General features: G+C 71.7%; 18 protein-coding genes and 1 riboswitch. Of the genes, 4 read left to right on the forward strand and 14 right to left on the reverse strand.

Features of this window, described 5'->3' with window-relative positions:
* The first annotated feature begins 26 nt into the window (after positions 1 to 26).
* Positions 27 to 803 (forward strand): N-acetylmuramoyl-L-alanine amidase, encoded by a 777-nt coding sequence (locus ACIQPT_RS28760; RefSeq protein WP_401159984.1) that lies wholly within the window; start codon positions 27 to 29, stop codon positions 801 to 803.
* A 49-nt stretch (positions 804 to 852) separates the two neighbouring features.
* Here ACIQPT_RS28760 and ACIQPT_RS28765 read toward each other — a convergent pair whose 3' ends face one another.
* From ACIQPT_RS28765 to ACIQPT_RS28775, 3 genes are all read right to left on the reverse strand, one after another.
* Positions 853 to 2022 (reverse strand): cysteine desulfurase family protein, encoded by a 1170-nt coding sequence (locus tag ACIQPT_RS28765; RefSeq protein WP_401159986.1) that lies wholly within the window; start codon positions 2020 to 2022, stop codon positions 853 to 855.
* A gap of 234 nt (positions 2023 to 2256) precedes the next feature.
* Positions 2257 to 2628 carry a hypothetical protein gene (locus ACIQPT_RS28770; RefSeq protein WP_401159988.1) on the reverse strand — a complete coding sequence of 124 codons (372 nt, stop codon included), beginning with the start codon at positions 2626 to 2628 and terminating at the stop codon, positions 2257 to 2259.
* 62 nt (positions 2629 to 2690) lie between these two features.
* Complete coding sequence (locus ACIQPT_RS28775; RefSeq protein ID WP_401159989.1) at positions 2691 to 2846, reverse strand: hypothetical protein; 156 nt, start codon at positions 2844 to 2846, stop codon at positions 2691 to 2693.
* 138 nt (positions 2847 to 2984) lie between these two features.
* On the opposite strand from ACIQPT_RS28775, the gene ACIQPT_RS28780 reads away from it, so the two are divergent.
* The 3 genes from ACIQPT_RS28780 (at position 2985) to ACIQPT_RS28790 (ending at position 5451) form a co-directional block, all read left to right on the forward strand.
* The gene (locus ACIQPT_RS28780; protein ID WP_401159991.1) at positions 2985 to 3611 is read left to right on the forward strand and encodes a TetR family transcriptional regulator; all 627 of its coding nucleotides are present in this window, start codon (positions 2985 to 2987) and stop codon (positions 3609 to 3611) included.
* A 62-nt stretch (positions 3612 to 3673) separates the two neighbouring features.
* Complete coding sequence (locus ACIQPT_RS28785) at positions 3674 to 4558, forward strand: DUF2268 domain-containing protein (protein ID WP_401159993.1); 885 nt, start codon at positions 3674 to 3676, stop codon at positions 4556 to 4558.
* Between the two features lie 71 nt (positions 4559 to 4629).
* Positions 4630 to 5451, forward strand: a complete 822-nt coding sequence (locus ACIQPT_RS28790; RefSeq protein WP_401159994.1) for a MerR family transcriptional regulator — start codon at positions 4630 to 4632, stop codon at positions 5449 to 5451.
* A gap of 16 nt (positions 5452 to 5467) precedes the next feature.
* On the opposite strand, the gene ACIQPT_RS28795 is transcribed toward ACIQPT_RS28790, so the two are convergent.
* The 11 genes from ACIQPT_RS28795 to ACIQPT_RS28845 form a co-directional block, all read right to left on the reverse strand.
* The gene (locus tag ACIQPT_RS28795; protein WP_401159996.1) at positions 5468 to 6451 is read right to left on the reverse strand and encodes a helix-turn-helix transcriptional regulator; all 984 of its coding nucleotides are present in this window, start codon (positions 6449 to 6451) and stop codon (positions 5468 to 5470) included.
* Between the two features lie 58 nt (positions 6452 to 6509).
* Positions 6510 to 7379, reverse strand: a complete 870-nt coding sequence (locus ACIQPT_RS28800) for a thioesterase family protein (protein WP_401159998.1) — start codon at positions 7377 to 7379, stop codon at positions 6510 to 6512.
* Positions 7380 to 7462: 83 nt separating this feature from the next.
* Positions 7463 to 8122 carry a trimeric intracellular cation channel family protein gene (locus ACIQPT_RS28805; RefSeq protein WP_401159999.1) on the reverse strand — a complete coding sequence of 220 codons (660 nt, stop codon included), beginning with the start codon at positions 8120 to 8122 and terminating at the stop codon, positions 7463 to 7465.
* An 18-nt stretch (positions 8123 to 8140) separates the two neighbouring features.
* Positions 8141 to 9322 (reverse strand): ABC transporter ATP-binding protein, encoded by a 1182-nt coding sequence (locus ACIQPT_RS28810; RefSeq protein ID WP_401160001.1) that lies wholly within the window; start codon positions 9320 to 9322, stop codon positions 8141 to 8143.
* Positions 9319 to 10311: an ABC transporter ATP-binding protein gene (locus ACIQPT_RS28815; protein WP_164609927.1), complete on the reverse strand. Its 993-nt coding sequence runs from the start codon at positions 10309 to 10311 to the stop codon at positions 9319 to 9321. The genes ACIQPT_RS28810 and ACIQPT_RS28815 overlap by 4 nt, the downstream gene beginning before the upstream one ends.
* Positions 10312 to 10317: 6 nt before the next feature.
* On the reverse strand, positions 10318 to 11280 hold the full coding sequence (locus tag ACIQPT_RS28820; protein ID WP_359137041.1) for an ABC transporter permease: 963 nt from the start codon (positions 11278 to 11280) through the stop codon (positions 10318 to 10320).
* Position 11281: 1 nt separating this feature from the next.
* Positions 11282 to 12286, reverse strand: coding sequence for an ABC transporter permease (locus tag ACIQPT_RS28825; protein WP_401160004.1), 1005 nt, complete (start codon positions 12284 to 12286; stop codon positions 11282 to 11284).
* 85 nt (positions 12287 to 12371) lie between these two features.
* Positions 12372 to 14042 carry an ABC transporter substrate-binding protein gene (locus tag ACIQPT_RS28830; RefSeq protein WP_401160005.1) on the reverse strand — a complete coding sequence of 557 codons (1671 nt, stop codon included), beginning with the start codon at positions 14040 to 14042 and terminating at the stop codon, positions 12372 to 12374.
* Between the two features lie 303 nt (positions 14043 to 14345).
* Positions 14346 to 15092 (reverse strand): enhanced serine sensitivity protein SseB C-terminal domain-containing protein, encoded by a 747-nt coding sequence (locus tag ACIQPT_RS28835; protein WP_401160127.1) that lies wholly within the window; start codon positions 15090 to 15092, stop codon positions 14346 to 14348.
* A gap of 220 nt (positions 15093 to 15312) precedes the next feature.
* Positions 15313 to 16083 carry an enhanced serine sensitivity protein SseB gene (locus ACIQPT_RS28840; protein WP_401160007.1) on the reverse strand — a complete coding sequence of 257 codons (771 nt, stop codon included), beginning with the start codon at positions 16081 to 16083 and terminating at the stop codon, positions 15313 to 15315.
* 72 nt (positions 16084 to 16155) lie between these two features.
* The gene (locus tag ACIQPT_RS28845; protein ID WP_401160008.1) at positions 16156 to 16848 is read right to left on the reverse strand and encodes an AAA family ATPase; all 693 of its coding nucleotides are present in this window, start codon (positions 16846 to 16848) and stop codon (positions 16156 to 16158) included.
* A gap of 174 nt (positions 16849 to 17022) precedes the next feature.
* Positions 17023 to 17120, forward strand: a riboswitch (glycine riboswitch).
* The last annotated feature ends 81 nt before the right edge of the window (positions 17121 to 17201 follow it).

The raw sequence follows: 17201 nt of genomic DNA on the forward strand, positions 1-17201 counted from the left end.
GCTCGCGGATATGCGTTGACGATCACATGGGGAACAACGGGAGCACCCGGGCGCCGAAAAAGCCCTCGGGCAAGTCGTCGGGCAGGCCGTCGGGCAGGTCGTCGCGGAAAAAGCCCGCCGACGGCGTCAGCCGGCGCGCGCTGCTGATCGGCGGCGGTGCGGTGGCGGCCGCCGGCACGGCCGCCGTGCTCGCGCGCGACAAGGTGAAGCGCCTGTGGTGGCAGGTGCCCGGCATCGAGAAGCCCCGGAAGCCGGGCGAGCTGGACTACGCGGGGGCGACCTGGGTGGCCGCGTCGGAGGCGAACTGGCGGCGTGCGGACCGCCCGGACGACTTCACGATCGACCGGGTGATCATCCATGTCACCCAGGGCAGCTTCGACAGCGCGGTGAAGGTGTTCCAGGATCCGGCCCACCGGGCCGCGACGCACTACATCGTGGGGCAGGACGGGCGGGTGGTGCAGATGATCCGCGAGCTGGACGTGGCGTACCAGGCGGGCAACCGCGCCTACAACGAGCGCGCCGTCGGCATCGAGCACGAGGGGTTCGTCGACCGGCCCAAGGACCTCACGAAGGCGATGTACGAGGCATCGGCGCGGCTCACGGCGTCGATCTGCGCCCGGCACGGCATACCCATCGACCGGAAGCACATCATCGGGCATGTGGAGGTGCCGGGCACCGACCACACCGATCCGGGGCCGCACTGGGACTGGGACCGCTATCTGGAGCTGGTGCGGCGGTCCGCGACGGCGCCGCCCACCCCTTCGCCCACGTCACCCACGCCTTCGGCGAAGGCCGCCGGCTGACGGTCACGGGGGCCGACCCCCAGCTGAACACGGTCACAGAGGCCGTCCCTCAGCTGAGCCCGGCCGTCCTCGCCCGCTCGACCGCCGGGCCGATCGCCTCGGCGAGCGCCTTCACGTCCTCCTCGGTCGACGTGTGGCCGAGCGAGAAGCGCAGGGTGCCCCGGGCCAGCTCCGGGTCGGTGCCGGTGGCGAGCAGGACGTGGCTGGGCTGGGCGATCCCGGCGGTGCAGGCGGAGCCGGTGGAGCATTCGATGCCCTGGGCGTCCAGCAGCAGGAGGAGGGAGTCGCCCTCGCAGCCCGGGAAGCTGAAGTGGGCGTTGGCCGGGAGGCGTCCGGCCGGATCCGGGTCGCCGCCGAGCACGGCGTCCGGCACGGCCCGGCGCACGGCGGCCACGAGGTCGTCGCGCAGGGAGCCCACACGGCGGGCGAAATGCTCGCGCCGCTCGGCCGCCAGCCGTCCGGCGACGGCGAAGGAGGCCACGGCGGGCACATCCAGGGTGCCGGAGCGCACATGCCGCTCCTGGCCGCCGCCGTGCAGCACGGGTACGGGGGTGTGGTCACGGCCCAGCAGCAGCGCGCCGATCCCGAACGGGCCGCCGATCTTGTGTCCGCTGACCGTCATCGCGGCCAGTCCGGAGCGGGCGAAGTCGACCTCCAGCTGCCCGAAGGCCTGCACCGCGTCGGCGTGCATGGGGATGGCGAACTCGGCGGCGACCGCCGCCAGTTCACGGACCGGCATGATGGTGCCGATCTCGTTGTTGGCCCACATCACGGTGATCATCGCGACGTCGTCGGGATTGCGGAGGATCGCCTCGCGCAGGTCCTCGGGGTGCACCCGGCCGTGGTGGTCGACGGGGAGGTAGTCGACGGTGGCGCCCTCGTGCTCGGCGAGCCAGTCGACGGCGTCCAGGACGGCGTGGTGTTCGACGGGACCGGCGAGGACCCGGGTGCGGCGGGGGTCGGCGTCGCGACGGGACCAGTAGAGGCCCTTCACGGCGAGGTTGTCGGCCTCCGTGCCGCCGGAGGTGAACACGACCTCGCTGGGGCGTGCGCCGAGGGCGTCGGCGAGGGCTTCTCTGGACTCCTCGACGGTACGGCGGGCCCGGCGTCCGGCGGCGTGCAGCGAGGACGCGTTGCCGGTCGCGGAGAGCTGGGCGGTCATCGCCCCGATCGCTTCGGGAAGCATCGGGGTGGTCGCGGCGTGGTCGAGGTAGGCCATGGTGGGGCCGATTCTACGAGCCCCGGGTGGGGCGCATGCCGGGCGCGTCACGGCCCGGTGCCCGCGCACGCCCGCGCGAGGTGCGGCGGACCGGCTCGGAGGGCGGTGGGGGAACCGCTGCGGAGTGGTGGAGGACCCGCTGCGGAGCGGCTCGACCGACGATCGCGGACCCGGTCCGGAGCCCGATCCGGAACGGGTGGGAAGCGGCTCGCGGGGCCGCGTCGGGGGTGTGCGTCAGCCGCCGAGGTTCCAGGCGACCGTGCCGTTGGCGGTGACCAGGACGGCGAGCACGGCGAGGTCGGCGACGCCCAGGGCGAGGCCGAGCCAGGCGCGTCCCCGGCGGCGGGTGCGGCGGGCCAGGGCCAGCAGCGCCATCACGATCGCGGTGGGCCCGAGCAGGATGTTGAAGACCAGCAGCCCGACGAGGCCGAGGACGAACGAGGCGACGGCGAGACCGTCCGCCTCACGGCCGGCGGCCCGGGGGGCGGGGGCCGGCGCGGCGGCCTCGGGAGCGGCGGCGACATCGGTGCCGCCACCGGCATCGGCATCCGTAGGGACATCCGTATCGGCATCGGTCACGCGGCGGGCGAAGTCGGTGAGGGTCATGGTGCGAGCTCCTTCGGATCGGTCCGGGAAACGGCAGGCTCGGCGGGTGCGGGTGCGGCGGGTCAGTGGGTGCGGCGCGACACGCGCTCGCGTACGGCGAAGATCAGCAGCCAGCAGCCGATCACGGCCGCGGCGGCCAGGGTCAGCGGCAGCGGGATGTGGGTGACCGCCCCGAGGACGATCCCCAGCAGGAGCAGCGCGGCGACGAGGACAAGCACGGCGGAACCTCTCTGTGCGACGACGAGTACCGCTCGGAAGCGGGCCGGAAGCCGTTCGGAGTACGAGTGTTCACTGACTTGGAAGTCTAAACCCCGAACCCCTTCCTCGACTCGGAGAACGGTTGTTTACTGAATGGCATGAGTCACATCCCCGTCGGAATCCGCCAGACCCAGAAGCTCAGGACCCGCCAGGCCCTTCTGGACGCCGCGCTCGTCCTGCTGGAGCACCAGAGCCTGAGCAGCCTGGGACTGCGGGAGGTCACCCGGGCCGCCGGGGTCACCCCGACGGCCTTCTACCGGCACTTCGAGGACACCGCCGCGCTCGGCGTCGCCCTGGTCGAGGAGACCCTGGGCAGCCTGCACGGGCTGATCGGCGCGGTGCTCGCGGAGACGGGCGACAGCGAGGAGCGGCTGGACCGCAGCGTGGAGGTGATAGCGCGCCATGTCGGCGCGCAGCCCGCCCACTTCCGGTTCATCGCCCGTGAGCAGCACGGCGGGGTGGGCCCGGTGCGCGAGGCGATCGCGACCCAGCTGCGGCGGTTCGCGGAGGAGGTGGCGTGCGCGCTCGGCCAGGAGCCGGGGTCCGCCGGATGGAGCGAGGAGGACCTGTTGATGCTCGGCGGTCTGTACGTGGACCACATGGTGATCACCACGTCGACCCTGCTGGAGGCCGGGCCGGCCGGTGAGGCGGAGGTCGTCCGGGTGGCCCGGCGGCGGCTGCGGCTGGTCACCATCGGCCGGGCGCACTGGCTGGACGAGGGGTGATCAAGGGGCTGCCGCGACGGCCCTTGACCCTCCCGTAACAGGAGGCTCTACGGTCCCCCGGTATGAAGATCGTCGTCCATGACACCGCCTCCGCCCTGCTCGACCTCCTGCACCGCCCCGTGGCCCAACGACCAGACGCCCTGCGCGAGATGCTCGCCCCGTTGCAGGAGGTGATGTCCCGGGTGGGGGTCGGAGACCTGGTCGAGACGCACCGCGCGGGCAGCGGTTTCCCGCTCGACCGGGACGACCCGCGCCATCTGGACGCTTTGGAGCGGATGCGGGAGGCCCGGGTGTGGCAGCGGGTCGAGGACTCCCTCGCCGCCGCACGGGAGCGGCTGAGCACGGCGGCGCCCGGTGCGCGGACCGCCGGCACCGTGCATGTGGTCCTGGTGCTCGGCGACCCGGACGACCCGCTGATGACCCTCAACCAGGGGTACTTCGGCCTCGGCGGCATCCCGGGCGCGATCCTGCTGATGATGTGGCCCACCGCGACCGGCCTGGCCAAGATCGGGCACGCCGCCGCCCATGAGCTGCACCACAACGTCCGGTACGCCAACGTGACCTGGGACCCGATGGCGGTCACGGTCGGCGAGCAGGTCGTGGCCGAGGGGCTGGCCGAGGCGTTCGTACGGGAGCTGGCGGGCGAGGACGCGATGGGCCCCTGGTCGACGTCCCTGTCCGGCGCGGAGCTGGACGAGGTCTGCGCGAAGGTGGCGGCCGGGATCGACGTGGCGGGGATGCAGAACCTGTCCCCGTACGTGTTCGGCGACCGCACCGCTCTTCACCTGGGGCAGAAGCCGGCCGGACTGCCGGACTTCGCCGGGTACGCGGCCGGGCTGCGCTTCGTGGACGCCCACCTCGCGGCCTCCGGGATGACCGCCGCCGCGAGCGTCACGCTGCCCGCACGGGAGATCCTCGCCAACGCGGGCGTGCCGACCACCGCGTGACCGGCCTCCGGAACCCGTACGACGTGACCCGCCTCCGGACCCCGTACGACCGGCTGCGGGAGACTGGCCCGATGAGGAGTGAGAAGCGGCGCCCCGAGGAGCCGCCCGCCGACGGGCTGACCGTCGGGCGCACGGCCGCGCTCGTCGGGGTCAGCGTGAAGACGCTGCACCACTGGGACGCGATCGGCCTCGTCCGGCCGGGCGGGCGCACCCGGACCGGGTACCGGGTGTACGGGGACGACGACGTCGCCCGGCTCCACCGGGTCCTCGTCTACCGGGAGATCGGCGTCCCGCTCGCCGCGATCGGCCGGCTCCTGGACGACCCGGAGGTCGACGCGCGCGAGCATCTGCACCGGCAGCGGGGGCAGCTCGTGGACCGGATCTCCCGGCTGGAGCGGATGGTCGGGGCGGTGGACCGCATGCTGCTGGAGTCGCGGCCCGGCATCCGGCTGACGCCCGGGGAGCAGGTGGAGATCTTCGGGGCCGACTGGCAGCCCGGCTGGGCCGAGGAGGCCGAGGAACGCTGGGGCGGCACGGCCCAGTGGGCGCAGTACGCGGAGCGGGCGGCCGGGATGGACGCCGAGGGCTGGAAGGACGTGGCGGCGGCCACCGACGCCCTGACCGACGACCTCGCGGACGCCTGCCGCACCGGCGTCGCCGCCGGCTCGGACCGGGCGAACGCCCTCGCGGAGCGGCACCGCGCGCAGATCTCGACGTACTTCGACTGCACGTACGCCATGCAGGTCTGCATCGGCCGGACGTATGTCTCCGACCCCGGGTACGCCGCGTACTACGACGCGATCGAGCCGGGGCTCAACGACTGGCTGTGCGCGGTGATCGCCGCGAACGCCCGGGCCCACGGCGTCGATCCGGAGTCCGCGAGCTGGGAGTGAGGGGCGGCGGACCGGGTCAGCCGTCGGCCGCGTACATCTCGACGACCCGGGCGGCGGCCTCGGCCAGCAGGGTACGGGCCTCGGGCGGGTCGAGGACCTCCACGGCCGCCCCGAAGGCGAGCAGGGACCGCGCCCAGGCGGTCTCCGACACGGCCAGCTCCGCGAGCAGCCACTCCCCCGGTTCCTCCCCCGGCCGGGGCGCGTCCGGCTGCGGCTCCCCGGTCAGCGCGCCCGCGTTCAGCCGCCGGAACAGCTCCAGGCGGGGGCGGTGCACCCGGACCCGCAGGCGTACGGCGGAGGGGCGCTGCTCCACCCCGGCGCGGAGCGTCTCCCACACCCCGGCCAACTCCGCGCCCGCGCGCCGCCGTACGGGGAGGCCGGTGGGTTCGGCCGTCTCGATGCGGTCGGCGCGGAAGAGGCGGGGGTCCTCGTCGAGATCCGCGACCAGGTACCAGACGCCGGCCTTCACGACGAGGCCGTAGGGGTCGACGGTGTAGTCGCGCGGGGCGTCCGCGCCGCTGTGCCGGTAGCGCAGACGCAGCGTCACGTCCGCGAGGACGGCCTCGTGGAGGTCGGCGACATCGACAGCCGCCCTGGGTCGGCTCATCCAGCGGGCCGGGTCGACGAGGATCCGGCGGCTGGTCTCCTCGGCGGCCGGTCGGTGCGGGGCGGGCAGGGCGGCCATGACCTTGCGCAGGGCGGAGGCGAGCGCGGCGTCCAGGCCGAGGGCGGCGTGCGCGTCGTCGGCGGTGAACACGAACAGGGCGCGCGCCTCGTCGGCGGTGAGGCCGGTGACGTCGGTGCGGAAGCCGGGCAGCAGGGCGATGCCGCCGTACCGGCCGCGTTCGGCGTAGACCGGGACCCCGGCGGCGGAGAGCGCCTCGACGTCGCGGTAGATGGTGCGTACGGAGACGTCGAGGCGCTCGGCCAGCTCGGTGGCGGGGACCGTGCCCCGGGTCTGGAGCAGCAGGAGGACGGAGAGCAGCCGGTCGGATTTCACCGGTCCATGATGGCCGGATCCCCGGGTGCCGCGACGTGACTGCGTGCGCTTGCCGCGGCTACTTGGCGCGCGGCGCCTTGGCCAGCTGGCGGGACTGGGCGACGAGGCGGTCGGCGCTGTCCCAGACCTCGGCGTCCTCCTCCAGGAAGCCGCCGGCGAGGTTGCGGGTGGTGATGGCGACGCGCAGCGGGCCCGGGGCGGGGCGGCAGCGGATGTGGGTGGTGAGCTCGACGGTGGGGGTCCAGCCGGTCAGGCCCAGCTCGAACGAGGTCGGCGGCAGGGCGTCCACGGTGAGCAGCAGCGACAGCGGGTCCGGGTCGCGGCCGTCGGCCAGGCCGAACCAGCCGCGCATCTCGCCCTTGCCGGACGGGGCTCCGACGGCCCAGCCGACGGTGGCCGGGTCGAGCTTGATGTCGAGGCGGTCGGTGATGGCGGAGCTGCCGGGGATCCTGGGCGCGCCGTCGCTCGGGCCGAGGCAGTGGTCGCGGTCGGGCATGGCGGGCGGGAGGGCCGTCGTGCGGACGTCGTCGGGGAGCGTGTCCAGGTCGCCGTAGGTGGCCAGGACCCGGATGCGCTCGATCTCGCTGCCGTCCTCGGCGTACTGGAAGAGGGAGGCCTGGCCCGTGGAGAGGGTGCGGCCGGCGCGGACCGTCTGGGTGCGGACGACGGCGGGGCCCGGCACGGAGGCGGTGAGGTAGTGCGCCGAGACGGAGAACGGGTCGGGGTGCGGCAGGGCCTCGCCCAGGGCCCGGCCGAGCAGGGCCAGCAGATAGCCGCCGTTGACGGCCTGGATGATGGTCCAGCCCGCGGAGAGCTCGGCGTCGTAGACGCCCTCCTCGCGCAGGGTGACCGCGGTGTCCCGGTCGAACTCGCTGTCGCCGATGGTTGCCCGTGCGGTCTGCGCCGCCTCAGTCGCTGCCTGTGCCATGGCATGCACGGTACATCGATCACCCTACTGAGCGGTAGCTTTTTGGGTGCCGCATTACGCGGCCGGGCGGCCGCCGGACACCTCTAGGCCTCTTCGGCCCGTGCGGAGGAACGGTTGTACGCGCGCGGCGCACGCCAGTGGTAGCGCAGCGCCAGCAGGCGCAGGGCGAACGCGGCGATCACCGCAAGGCCGCTGGTCAGAGCGTTGAGGGTGTCGAAGCGGATGCACAGGACCACCATGGTCGCGCCGACGATCGCGGGCACCGCGTACAGGTCGCGGTCCCAGCGCAGCAGCGAGGGCACCTCGTTGGCCAGCACGTCGCGGAGCACACCGCCACCGACCGCGGTGGCCAGGCCGAGCGCCGCCGACGCGGTGAGCCCGAGGCCGTACTCGTACGCCTTGACCGTGCCGGTCACGCAGAACAGGCCGAGCCCGGCCGCGTCGAAGACGTTGACGCCGACCTGGATGCGCTCCACGTGCGGGTGGAGGAAGAAGACCAGCACGGCGGCGAACAGCGGGGTGATGAAGTAGCCGAGGTCGGTGAAGGCGGCGGGCGGGATCGCGCCGATCATCACGTCACGGAACAGCCCTCCGCCCAGCGCTGTCACCTCCGCGAGGACCGCGATGCCGAAGACATCGAAGTTCTTGCGGACGGCGAGCAGGGCGCCCGAGATCGCGAAGACGAAGATCCCGACGATGTCGAGCGCATGCTGGACGGAGGGCGTGAACAGTTCGGTGAGCACCGGGCAATTGTGCCGGTCTTAGTCCTGGGCTCCGTCCTTGGCCGGTACGGCGACGGGCGCGTCGCCCTGGCCCGGCACCTTCGCGGGGGCCTCGGCCCCACCCTCCGCGGCCTCGGGGGCCTCGCCCTCCGACACCTCCACCGCTTCGGCCGCCACCGTTTCCGTGCCGATGACCGCCTCGATACCGGTGGCCAGGGTCTGCTTCACCGTCCCGGCCTCGATCTCGGCCGTGAAGTGGCAGGCCACCTTGTGCCCGTCGCCGGTGTCCAGCAGCGGCGGGCGTTCCGTGGCGCACTTGGTCTCCTGCACCCACGGGCAGCGGGTGTGGAAGCGGCAGCCCGTCGGCGGGTTCGCCGGGGAGGGCAGGTCGCCGTGGAGCAGGATCCGCTCGCGGCGGTCCTCGACCTCGGGGTCGGGCACCGGAACCGCCGACATCAGCGCCTTGGTGTACGGGTGCCGGGGCCCCGCGTACAGCGCGTCGCTCGGGGCCTCCTCGACGAGCCCGCCGAGATACATCACCCCGATGACGTCCGAGATGTGCCGGACGACCGCGAGGTCGTGCGCGATGACCAGGTAGGTCAGGCCGAGGGACTCCTGGAGCTCCTCCAGCAGGTTGATCACCTGCGCCTGGACCGAGACGTCCAGCGCGGACACCGGCTCGTCGCAGATGATCACGTCCGGCTCCAGGACCAGGGCGCGGGCGATGCCGATGCGCTGGCGCTGGCCGCCGGAGAACTCGTGCGGGTAGCGGGACATCGCGTTGGACGGCAGGCCGACCTTGGCGAGGATGTCCTTGATCTTCTCCCGGCGGTCCGCCGCGTCCTTCCCGATGCCGTGGGCGGCCATGCCCTCGGCCAGGATGGACTCGATGTTCTGCCGGGGGTTGAGGCTGCCCAGCGGGTCCTGGAAGACCATCTGGAGACGGCGGCGGAAGGCCCGCATCTCCTCGGAGGGCAGCTTCGCCAGGTCGGTGCCGTCGAAGACGACCCCGCCCTCGGTGATGTCGTTCAGCCGCAGGACCGCGCGGCCGAGCGTCGTCTTGCCGCAGCCCGACTCGCCCACCAGCCCGTACGTCTGGCCGGCCTCGACGCTCAGCGAGACGCCGTCGACCGCGTAGACGTGGCCCACCGTACGGTCGAAGAAGAGGCCCTTCTTGACCGGGAAGTGGACTTTGACGCCGTCCAGTTCGAGAAGGCTCATGCCGGGACCTCCGCCTTGGGCAGGACCGGGTTGACGCAGCGCACCTGGTGTCCGGCCGTGCGTGGTTCGGTCAGTTCGGGGGTGCCGGTGAGGCACTCCATCGTGTAGTGGTCGCACCGGGGTGCGAACGCGCAGCCGTCGGCCCAGGCGATCTTGTCGTTGATGGACCCGCGGATCGGGTGCAGCGGCTCGCCGCGCGGCGCGTCGAGGCGCGGGATGGAGCCGAGCAGCCCGTGCGCGTACGGGTGGGTGGGGTGGGCGAACAGCTCGCGCCGGCCCGCCGATTCCACCGCCCGCCCGGCGTACAGGACGTTGACCTCGTCGCAGAGGCCGGCGACGACGCCGAGGTCGTGCGTGATCATCAGCAGGGCGGTGCCCTCCTGGTCGACCAGCTCCTTCAGGAGCTCCAGGATCTGCGCCTGGATCGTCACGTCGAGCGCGGTCGTCGGCTCGTCGGCTATCAGCAGACGGGGGGCGCAGGCGACCGCCATGGCGATCAGCGCCCGCTGGCGCATACCGCCGGAGAGCTGGTGCGGGTACTCCTTGAGCCGCCGGTCCGGGTCGGGGATGCCGACCCGGTCGAGCAGCGACGCGGCTTCCTTGCGGGCCTTCTCGCCCTTCAGCCCGCGGTGGCGCTGGAGGATCTCGGTGACCTGGATCCCGATGGGGACGACCGGGTTCAGCGAGGAGAGCGGGTCCTGGAAGATCATCGCCATCTGGCTGCCGCGCAGATCGCGGAGCTTGCGCTCGTTCATGGTCAGCAGGTTCTGGCCGTCGAACTCGGCACGGCCGCCGATCCTCGCGGCCTTGCGGGGCAGCAGCCCCATCAGGGCGAGCGAGGTGACGGACTTGCCGCAGCCCGACTCGCCGACCAGGCCCACGACCTGGCCCTGGTCGACCTCGAAGGAGACACCGTCCACGGCCGTGGCGTCCTTGCGGCCGCGGGCGGTGAAGGTGACGCTGAGTTCCTCAACGGAGAGCAGTGACATAGGACTTCAGCCTCGCAACTTCGGGTCGAGGGCCTCGCGCATGGACTCGCCGAGCAGGGTGAAGCCGAGGGCGGTGATGATGATCCCGACGGCCGGGTAGGCGGCCATCATCGGCTCGTTGTCGAAGAAGCGCTGCGCCTGGGAGAGCATCACGCCCCACTCGGGAACGGCCGGGTCGGGGTTGCCGAGGCCCAGGTAGGACAGGGCCGCGGCCTCGATGATCGCGGTGGCCAGGCTCAGGGTGGCCTGGACGATCACGGGGCTCAGCGAGTTCGGCAGGATCTGCGTGAGCACGATCCGCTTGCGCCGGATGCCGACCGCCTTCGCGGCGAGCACATAGTCCGCGCCGCCCTGGACCAGCATCGAACCGCGCAGCAGGCGGGCGAAGATGGGGATCTGGACGACACCCACGGCGATCATCACGGTGGTCAGCGACTGGCCGAGGACCGCGGCGATGGAGACGGCGAGCAGCAGCGAGGGCAGCGACAGCATGATGTCGGTGAAGCGCATGATCACGGTGTCGACGCGCTGGCCGATCTTGCCGCCGAGGGTGGCGGCGGCTCCGGAGAGCACCCCGACCAGCGCACCGACGATCAGCCCGATGAGCATGGAGACGACACCGACGAGCAGCGTCTGCCGGGCCCCGACGAGCCAGCGGGAGAACATGTCGCGGCCCAGGTGGTCCAGGCCGAACCAGTTCTCGCCGCGCATGCCGACGAACTTGCCCTGGTTGGGGAAGACCTCACTGCGCCAGTTCTGCGCGGTGGGCCCGTGCGGGGCGACCCAGGGGCCGACGATCGCGACGAGGATGAACACGGTGATGATCGCCGCGCCGATGATCGCCATCTTGCTGGACCGCATCCGGCGGAACGCCTCGCGCCACAGGCTGGTGCCGGTGACGGTCTCGGTGCTCTGGGTCAGCTCGGCGAGACGGTCGATCTTGTCTGCTTTGTTGGTCATGATCGTCACGTCAGTGCACCCGCACTCTCGGGTCGATGATGCTGTACGCGAGGTCGACCAGAAGGTTGATGAGCACGTACACCATCGCGATGAAGAGAATGAATCCGACGAGGACCGGGTAGTCACGGCCGTCGATCGCGGTACGGATGAAGGAGCCGATGCCGCCGAAGTCGAAGACGGACTCGGTGAGCACCGCACCGGAGAGCAGGCTGCCGGTCAGCAGGCCGACCGCGGTGATCACGGGCAGCAGGGCGTTGCGCAGCACGTGGCGGCCGCGCACGGTCCGCTTGTCCAGGCCCTTGGACTCGGCGGTGCGGATGTAGTCCTCGCCGAGCACCTCCAGGACGCTGGCGCGGGTCATCCGGACGATCACGGCGAGCGGGATCGAGGCCAGCGCGACGGCGGGCAGGATCAAGTGCATGATCGCGTCCCAGCTCGCGTCGAGTTCGCCGGTCAACAACCCGTCCAGTACGGAGAATCCGGTGATGTCGGTGGCGTCGAGTCCGGTGGTGAGCCGGCCCTGGCTCGGGAACCAGCCGAGCTCCACGGAGAAGATCCCGCGCAGCAGCATGGCCAGGAAGAAGACCGGGATGCAGATGCCGAGGAGGGATCCGGAGACGGAGGCGACGTCCAGCCATCCGCCGCGGTGCTTGGCCGCCAGGTAGCCCATCGGGATGCCCACGACCACGGCGATCAGGATGGCGGCGACACTGAGCTCCACGGTGGCCGGGAAGCGCAGGGTGAATTCGTCCCACACCGGCTGGCCGGTCTGGGTGGAGGTTCCGAGGTCGAGCTCGAAGATGCGCTTGAGGAACCGCCAGTACTGGACGTGGACCGGCTCGTCGAGCCCGAGTGCCCGGTTGATTCTCGCTACTTCGGCTTCGGTGGCCCGCTCGCCCAGGATCGCTGAGGCGGGTCCGCCGGGCAGTCGGTTCAGCCAGAGGAACAGCAGGACCGACAGGCCGAGCAGGGTGGGAATGAGCTGGAGAAGTCTTCTTACGACGAGTCGCAGCACCCCGCATGCCCCTTTCTCACGTGCGTCGATGCGGGTCCGCCCGGCCACCTGACTGCTGTGGCCGGGCGGACCCGCTGGTGTGCGATTACTTGAAGGAGACCTCGGCGAAGTTCTCCTGCGTCAGCGGGGAGACCTTCGGCGGGTTGACGTTCTTGGCGAACGCGATGGCCGGCGGCGACGACGAGATCGGCACGCCCGGGACGTACTCCGCGATCGCCTCGTTGGCCTTCTTGTAGGCCTCGGTGCGGGCGGCCGGGTCGGTGACCTTGGAAGCGGCGTTCACGGCGTCGAAGACCTTCTTGTCCTTGAAGCCCCACTGCTTGTCCGGCCCGGAGAACCAGGTGCCGATGAAGTTGTAGCCGTCGTTGAAGTCACCGGTCCAGCCGAGCATGTGCAGGGCGCAGGAGCCCGCCTCGGTGGCGTCCAGGTAGTCCGGGGCCCACTTCATGGCCTTCGGGACGATGGTGATGCCGGCCTTCTCCAGGTCGGCCTTCATCAGCTCGAACATGTCCTGCGGAGCAGGCATGTACGGGCGGGTGACCTCGGTCGGGTAGCAGAAGTCGATCTTCAGCTTCTCCTCGCCGGCCTGCTTGAGGAGGTCCTTCGCCTTGACGGTGTCGAACGGGTACGTCTTCACCTTGTCCGAGTAGCCGGCGACCGTGTCGGGCATGAACTGGGTCCCGACCTTGCCGCCCTCGGGCAGCTGGGTGTTGACCAGGTTCTCGCGGTCGATGGCGTGCGTGATCGCCTGACGGACCTCGGGCTTCTTCAGCGCCGGGTTGGCCGACTGGCTCATACCGACGTAGAAGATGTTGAAGACGTCACGGGTCGGGACCTCGTAACCCTGCTTCTCCAGCGTCGTCACATCGGCCGGCGCGACCAGGTCGTAGCCGTCGATGTCACCCGCCTGGAGCGCCTGGCGGCGGGTCTCCTCGGTGGAGATGGTGCGGAAGACCAGGTTCTTCACCTTGGCCTTGTCGCCCCAGTAGCCGTCGAAGGCCTCCAGGGAGACCTCCTTGTTGCCCTTGTTCCACTTGGTGATCTTGTACGGGCCGGTACCGGCGACCGTGCCGGCCTCCTGGCTGTACTTCGGGTACGTGATCGCGTCGCCCTTGGCGGTCGCGTTCTGCTTCGCGTACTCCTTGAGGGCCTTCGGCGAGTGGATCGCCAGGGCCTGGAGCGAGAAGCCGCCCGGGAGGTTCGCCGAGGGCTCGTTGACCTCGATGACAGCCGTGTTGTCGTCCTTGGCGGTGCAGGACTTGTAGTTCGGCTTGGGCGTCTCGGGGTCCTCGTTCTTCGCGAAGCCGCCCATGATGGTCTGCCAGTAGTAGGAGACCGCGCTGGACTGGTACGTGCCCGTCCAGTTGAACCAGTAGTCGTAGTTCGCGCAGACCGCGGCGGCGTCGAACGCCTCGCCGTCGTGGAACTTCACGCCCTTGCGCAGGTTGAACGTCCAGACCTTGCCGGCCGGGTCGCTGTCCCACGTCTCGGCGAGGCCGCCGACGAGCTTGCTCCCACCGGGCTCGTGCTCCAGGAGCGCCTCGAAGGCCTGACGGGTGACGCGGAACGTCTCGCCGTCGCTCGCGAGGGCCGGGTCGAGGGAACCGGGGTCACCGGCTCCGGCGAAGACGAAGGTGTTCTTGTCGCCCCCCTTGGAGCCGCCTTCGTCCCGCTCGCTGGAACAGCCCGTGGCGATCAGCCCGACAGCAACCGCTGTCGTGATCGCCCGGACAGCCCGGGACTTGAATATTCGCATGGGTCCACCCCTGGTTCGCCATGTGGTGAGGTTTGATGGCCGCACACTACAGACGGTGCCTGCCGCAAGAGAACAGTCCGGATAGCGGTGAGACCTAGTCGAGACCCGGACAGTTAACAAACCGTCCAGTTCCGGGACATCCTCACGGGGGAAGTTAACAAGCCGGACATCGAGGGGTGTTCGACGGAGGGTGACCGGAGGCGGAGAGAGGCGGCCGGAGGCGGAGGGCGCGTCCGACCGCGCAGCCCGCCCGAAGGAGCCGGCCGGAGGCGGAGCCGTCCGCGCACTCCTCCCTGTCGCCGCTCAGCGAGGCTGGGGCGGGTATCCGTATCCGGGGGCGGCGAGGGGCGGCGGGCCGGCGGGGGCGTGGGCCTCGCGGTCGTAGAACGGGCGGGCGTTCGCGCGCAGCCACATACCGACCGGGTCGTACTCGTCGGACATGGCGACGGTGGAGACGGGCAGCCCCTCGGGGACCGCCCCGACCGACTGACGCATCATCTCGCGCACCGACTCGACGGAGGCGCGGTCGGTGTCGTAGAGGTCGAGGCCGATCGCGAGATACGGGACGCCGACCGCGGGGTGCACCCACGCGCGGCGCAGGGAGCGGATCGCGGGGGTGCGGTGGGCGTTCTGGGTGAGCAGAGCGTAGAACTGCGGGAGTTCGATGGCGGGTTCGGTCAGCCGGAGCGGTCCGGCGGGCAGCCGGTCCAGGCCGGTGGCGATACGGCGCAGATCGAGCCAGGGGATGCCGACACCGCCGCCGGGGGCGTGCGGATTCAGCCAGATGCCCCAGCGGTCGGGGAAGAGGGCGCGCGCGATGTCGCGTCCGGTGACCAGCTCGTGGGACCTGTTCCAGCCGCTGGCGGAGAGCTCCTGGGCGGAGGTGACGCAAGGGGCGTAGCCCAGGCCGTCGATCTCCATGTTGCCGTACTGGGCGTCCGGTGAGCCGGCCGTGCCGTGCCAGAGCAGCATCCAGATCCGGCCCTCGGCGACCGCGGCGAGCAGCGCCTCGTAGGTGTCGTAACGCCCGGGGGTCACCTGGCGCAGCATGTGCTCGACCTTCCCGGCCGCCGCAGTGCCTGACGCACTCACCCTGGGTTCCGCCCCTCGTCGATCCGTCGTGTTCACGCCATCGCTCCCGGGCACAGGGGAGCGACCACGCCATCAAACCAGCTTATGCGTCACTTCTGACACCGACTTGACGCCATGGTCCGGCGGTGCCGTCACCCAGCCGCTTTCCGTTGCCGTCCGTGGGCCTCGTACCGGTGGGTCAGTGCCCCTCGCGCCGGTAGAAGGGGCGCACTTTCTCCCGCAGCCAGTCGCCGACGAGGTCCTGGGCCACGTCCAGCAGGACCAGGTTGACCGGCCAGGGCACCTGGACCCGGCCGAGCGCCCGGCCGATGGCGTCCATGGGCGCGCTCTGCCCCGCGCCGTCCCAGGTGGCGAACTCGACGCCGACGAAGAGCACCGGGTCGCCGCCCTCGATGCTGGCCAGGGCCCGGCGCGCGGTGCTCACCACCCCGGTGGCCTCGAACTCCTCGGAGACGGCGGTGAGGAAGTCGACCGGGTCGTGCTGCCAGTCCGGCTCGAACAGCCGGACCCGGCCGCCGGTGGCGGGCCCGTCCAGGGCGGTGCGGCCGGCCCGGCAGAGCTCGGCGACGGCGGGCGGCGGGAGCGGTATGCCGACCGCACCGCCGGGGTTCACGGCGATGCCGACCTGCGGGGGCAGGCCCCGGGCGAAGTCGCGGGCGGGCGCGACGGCGAAGGACATGTGGCTGCCGACGCAGCTGAGGAACTGGGCCTCGGAGCTGAAGACGGGGACGAAGGCCGCGCCGTCGATCTCCATCATCGGCAGGTCGAGGTCCGCGCTCGCGGGGCTGCCGCCGGCCGGCAGCGGCACCCAGACGGAGCTGCGGCCGAGCACCTCGACGAGGCGGCCGCCCGCGTCCGGGACGCCGAGCGAGGCCGTCAGCACCTCTTCGAGCTCGTTGGCGGGCCACCCCTGCTGGGGGTGCGCCGGTGCGGGTGCCGGAATGTCCACTGCCTCTGTGCCCTCTCTCCACCGCTTCGGCCGCGCGCGGCGGCCGTCCTGCTCCGGCCAGCACCCTAACCTTCAGCGGGCGGTGGAAGCCCCGGCGTCGGTGAAGGAGATCCGGCCGAGCGCCCCCGCGGCCACCCGGTCCAGCAGCACCGCGGAGGCGCAGCCGGCGGGCAGCAGCCCCTGTTCGGTGTCGCGGAGCAGCCGGGCCACCGCGTGCCGGTGGCGGGCGAAGGCGTAACCGGAGACCCCGCGTCCGCGCTCGCGCTGCCCCTGCCGGGCCACCTCGGGCGTCACGTCGAGCAGGATCAGATGGAGGGTGTGGCCCCGGCTCACGGCGTGCCGGGCGAGCCAGCGGCGTACCCAGGTCTGGGTCCCGCAGTCGTGCACGACGACGGATTCACCGGAGCGCAGGGCGTTCCAGAGGCCGAGGTAGTGCGCGGCGCGGACCAGGGGGCGGTAGAGGGCGTAGGGAAGTAACCGGGGCAGGGCGGCGGCCCAGCTGTCGCGGGTGTTCTGGGAGTCGATGGCGCGGCCGCGCGCGGCCCGCCGGATGAGGGTCGACTTGCCGCTGCCGGGGAGTCCGGAGACCACGACGACGTCACCGGCGGTGAAATCGAGGCGGTACGGGCCGCAACGGGCGCGCCCGCGCAGGTCGCGTACCACCGGCGCATGCGTCGTCAGCAGTTCCCGTACGGGTGCGCCGGGCTGTGCGGGCATCGCGCCGTGCGCTCCCCCCGCGGTCGGTGCCGACCGCTGCAACGTCATCGCCCATCCCCCTGCCGTCGGGTCACCCACGCCTGCCCCTGAGTGTAAAGAAAAGGTAATGCCGCACAACCGACCCCGGGGCCGGTCGCTCCGTCTTCACCTGCATGGGGACCAGGCCCCCCACTCTCCTCCCATGCGTGCAATGATGGCCCCGCCAACTGCATACCGGCCGTTCGAATCCGCGCGGGAGAGTTCCGGCCACACTGTGAGCCGGGCGCCGAAGGAGCAAGATCCTCCCTTGAATCTCTCAGGCCCCGTACCGCGTGGATGAGGCAGATCTGAAAAGCGAGCCGCCCCGCGGCTCCACCCAAGGTGCAAGCCGAGCCCTCTGAACAGGGGCGCCCTCCAGGGGC

This window comes from Streptomyces sp. NPDC091289 (genome assembly GCF_044757365.1).
Lineage (GTDB): Bacteria > Actinomycetota > Actinomycetes > Streptomycetales > Streptomycetaceae > Streptomyces.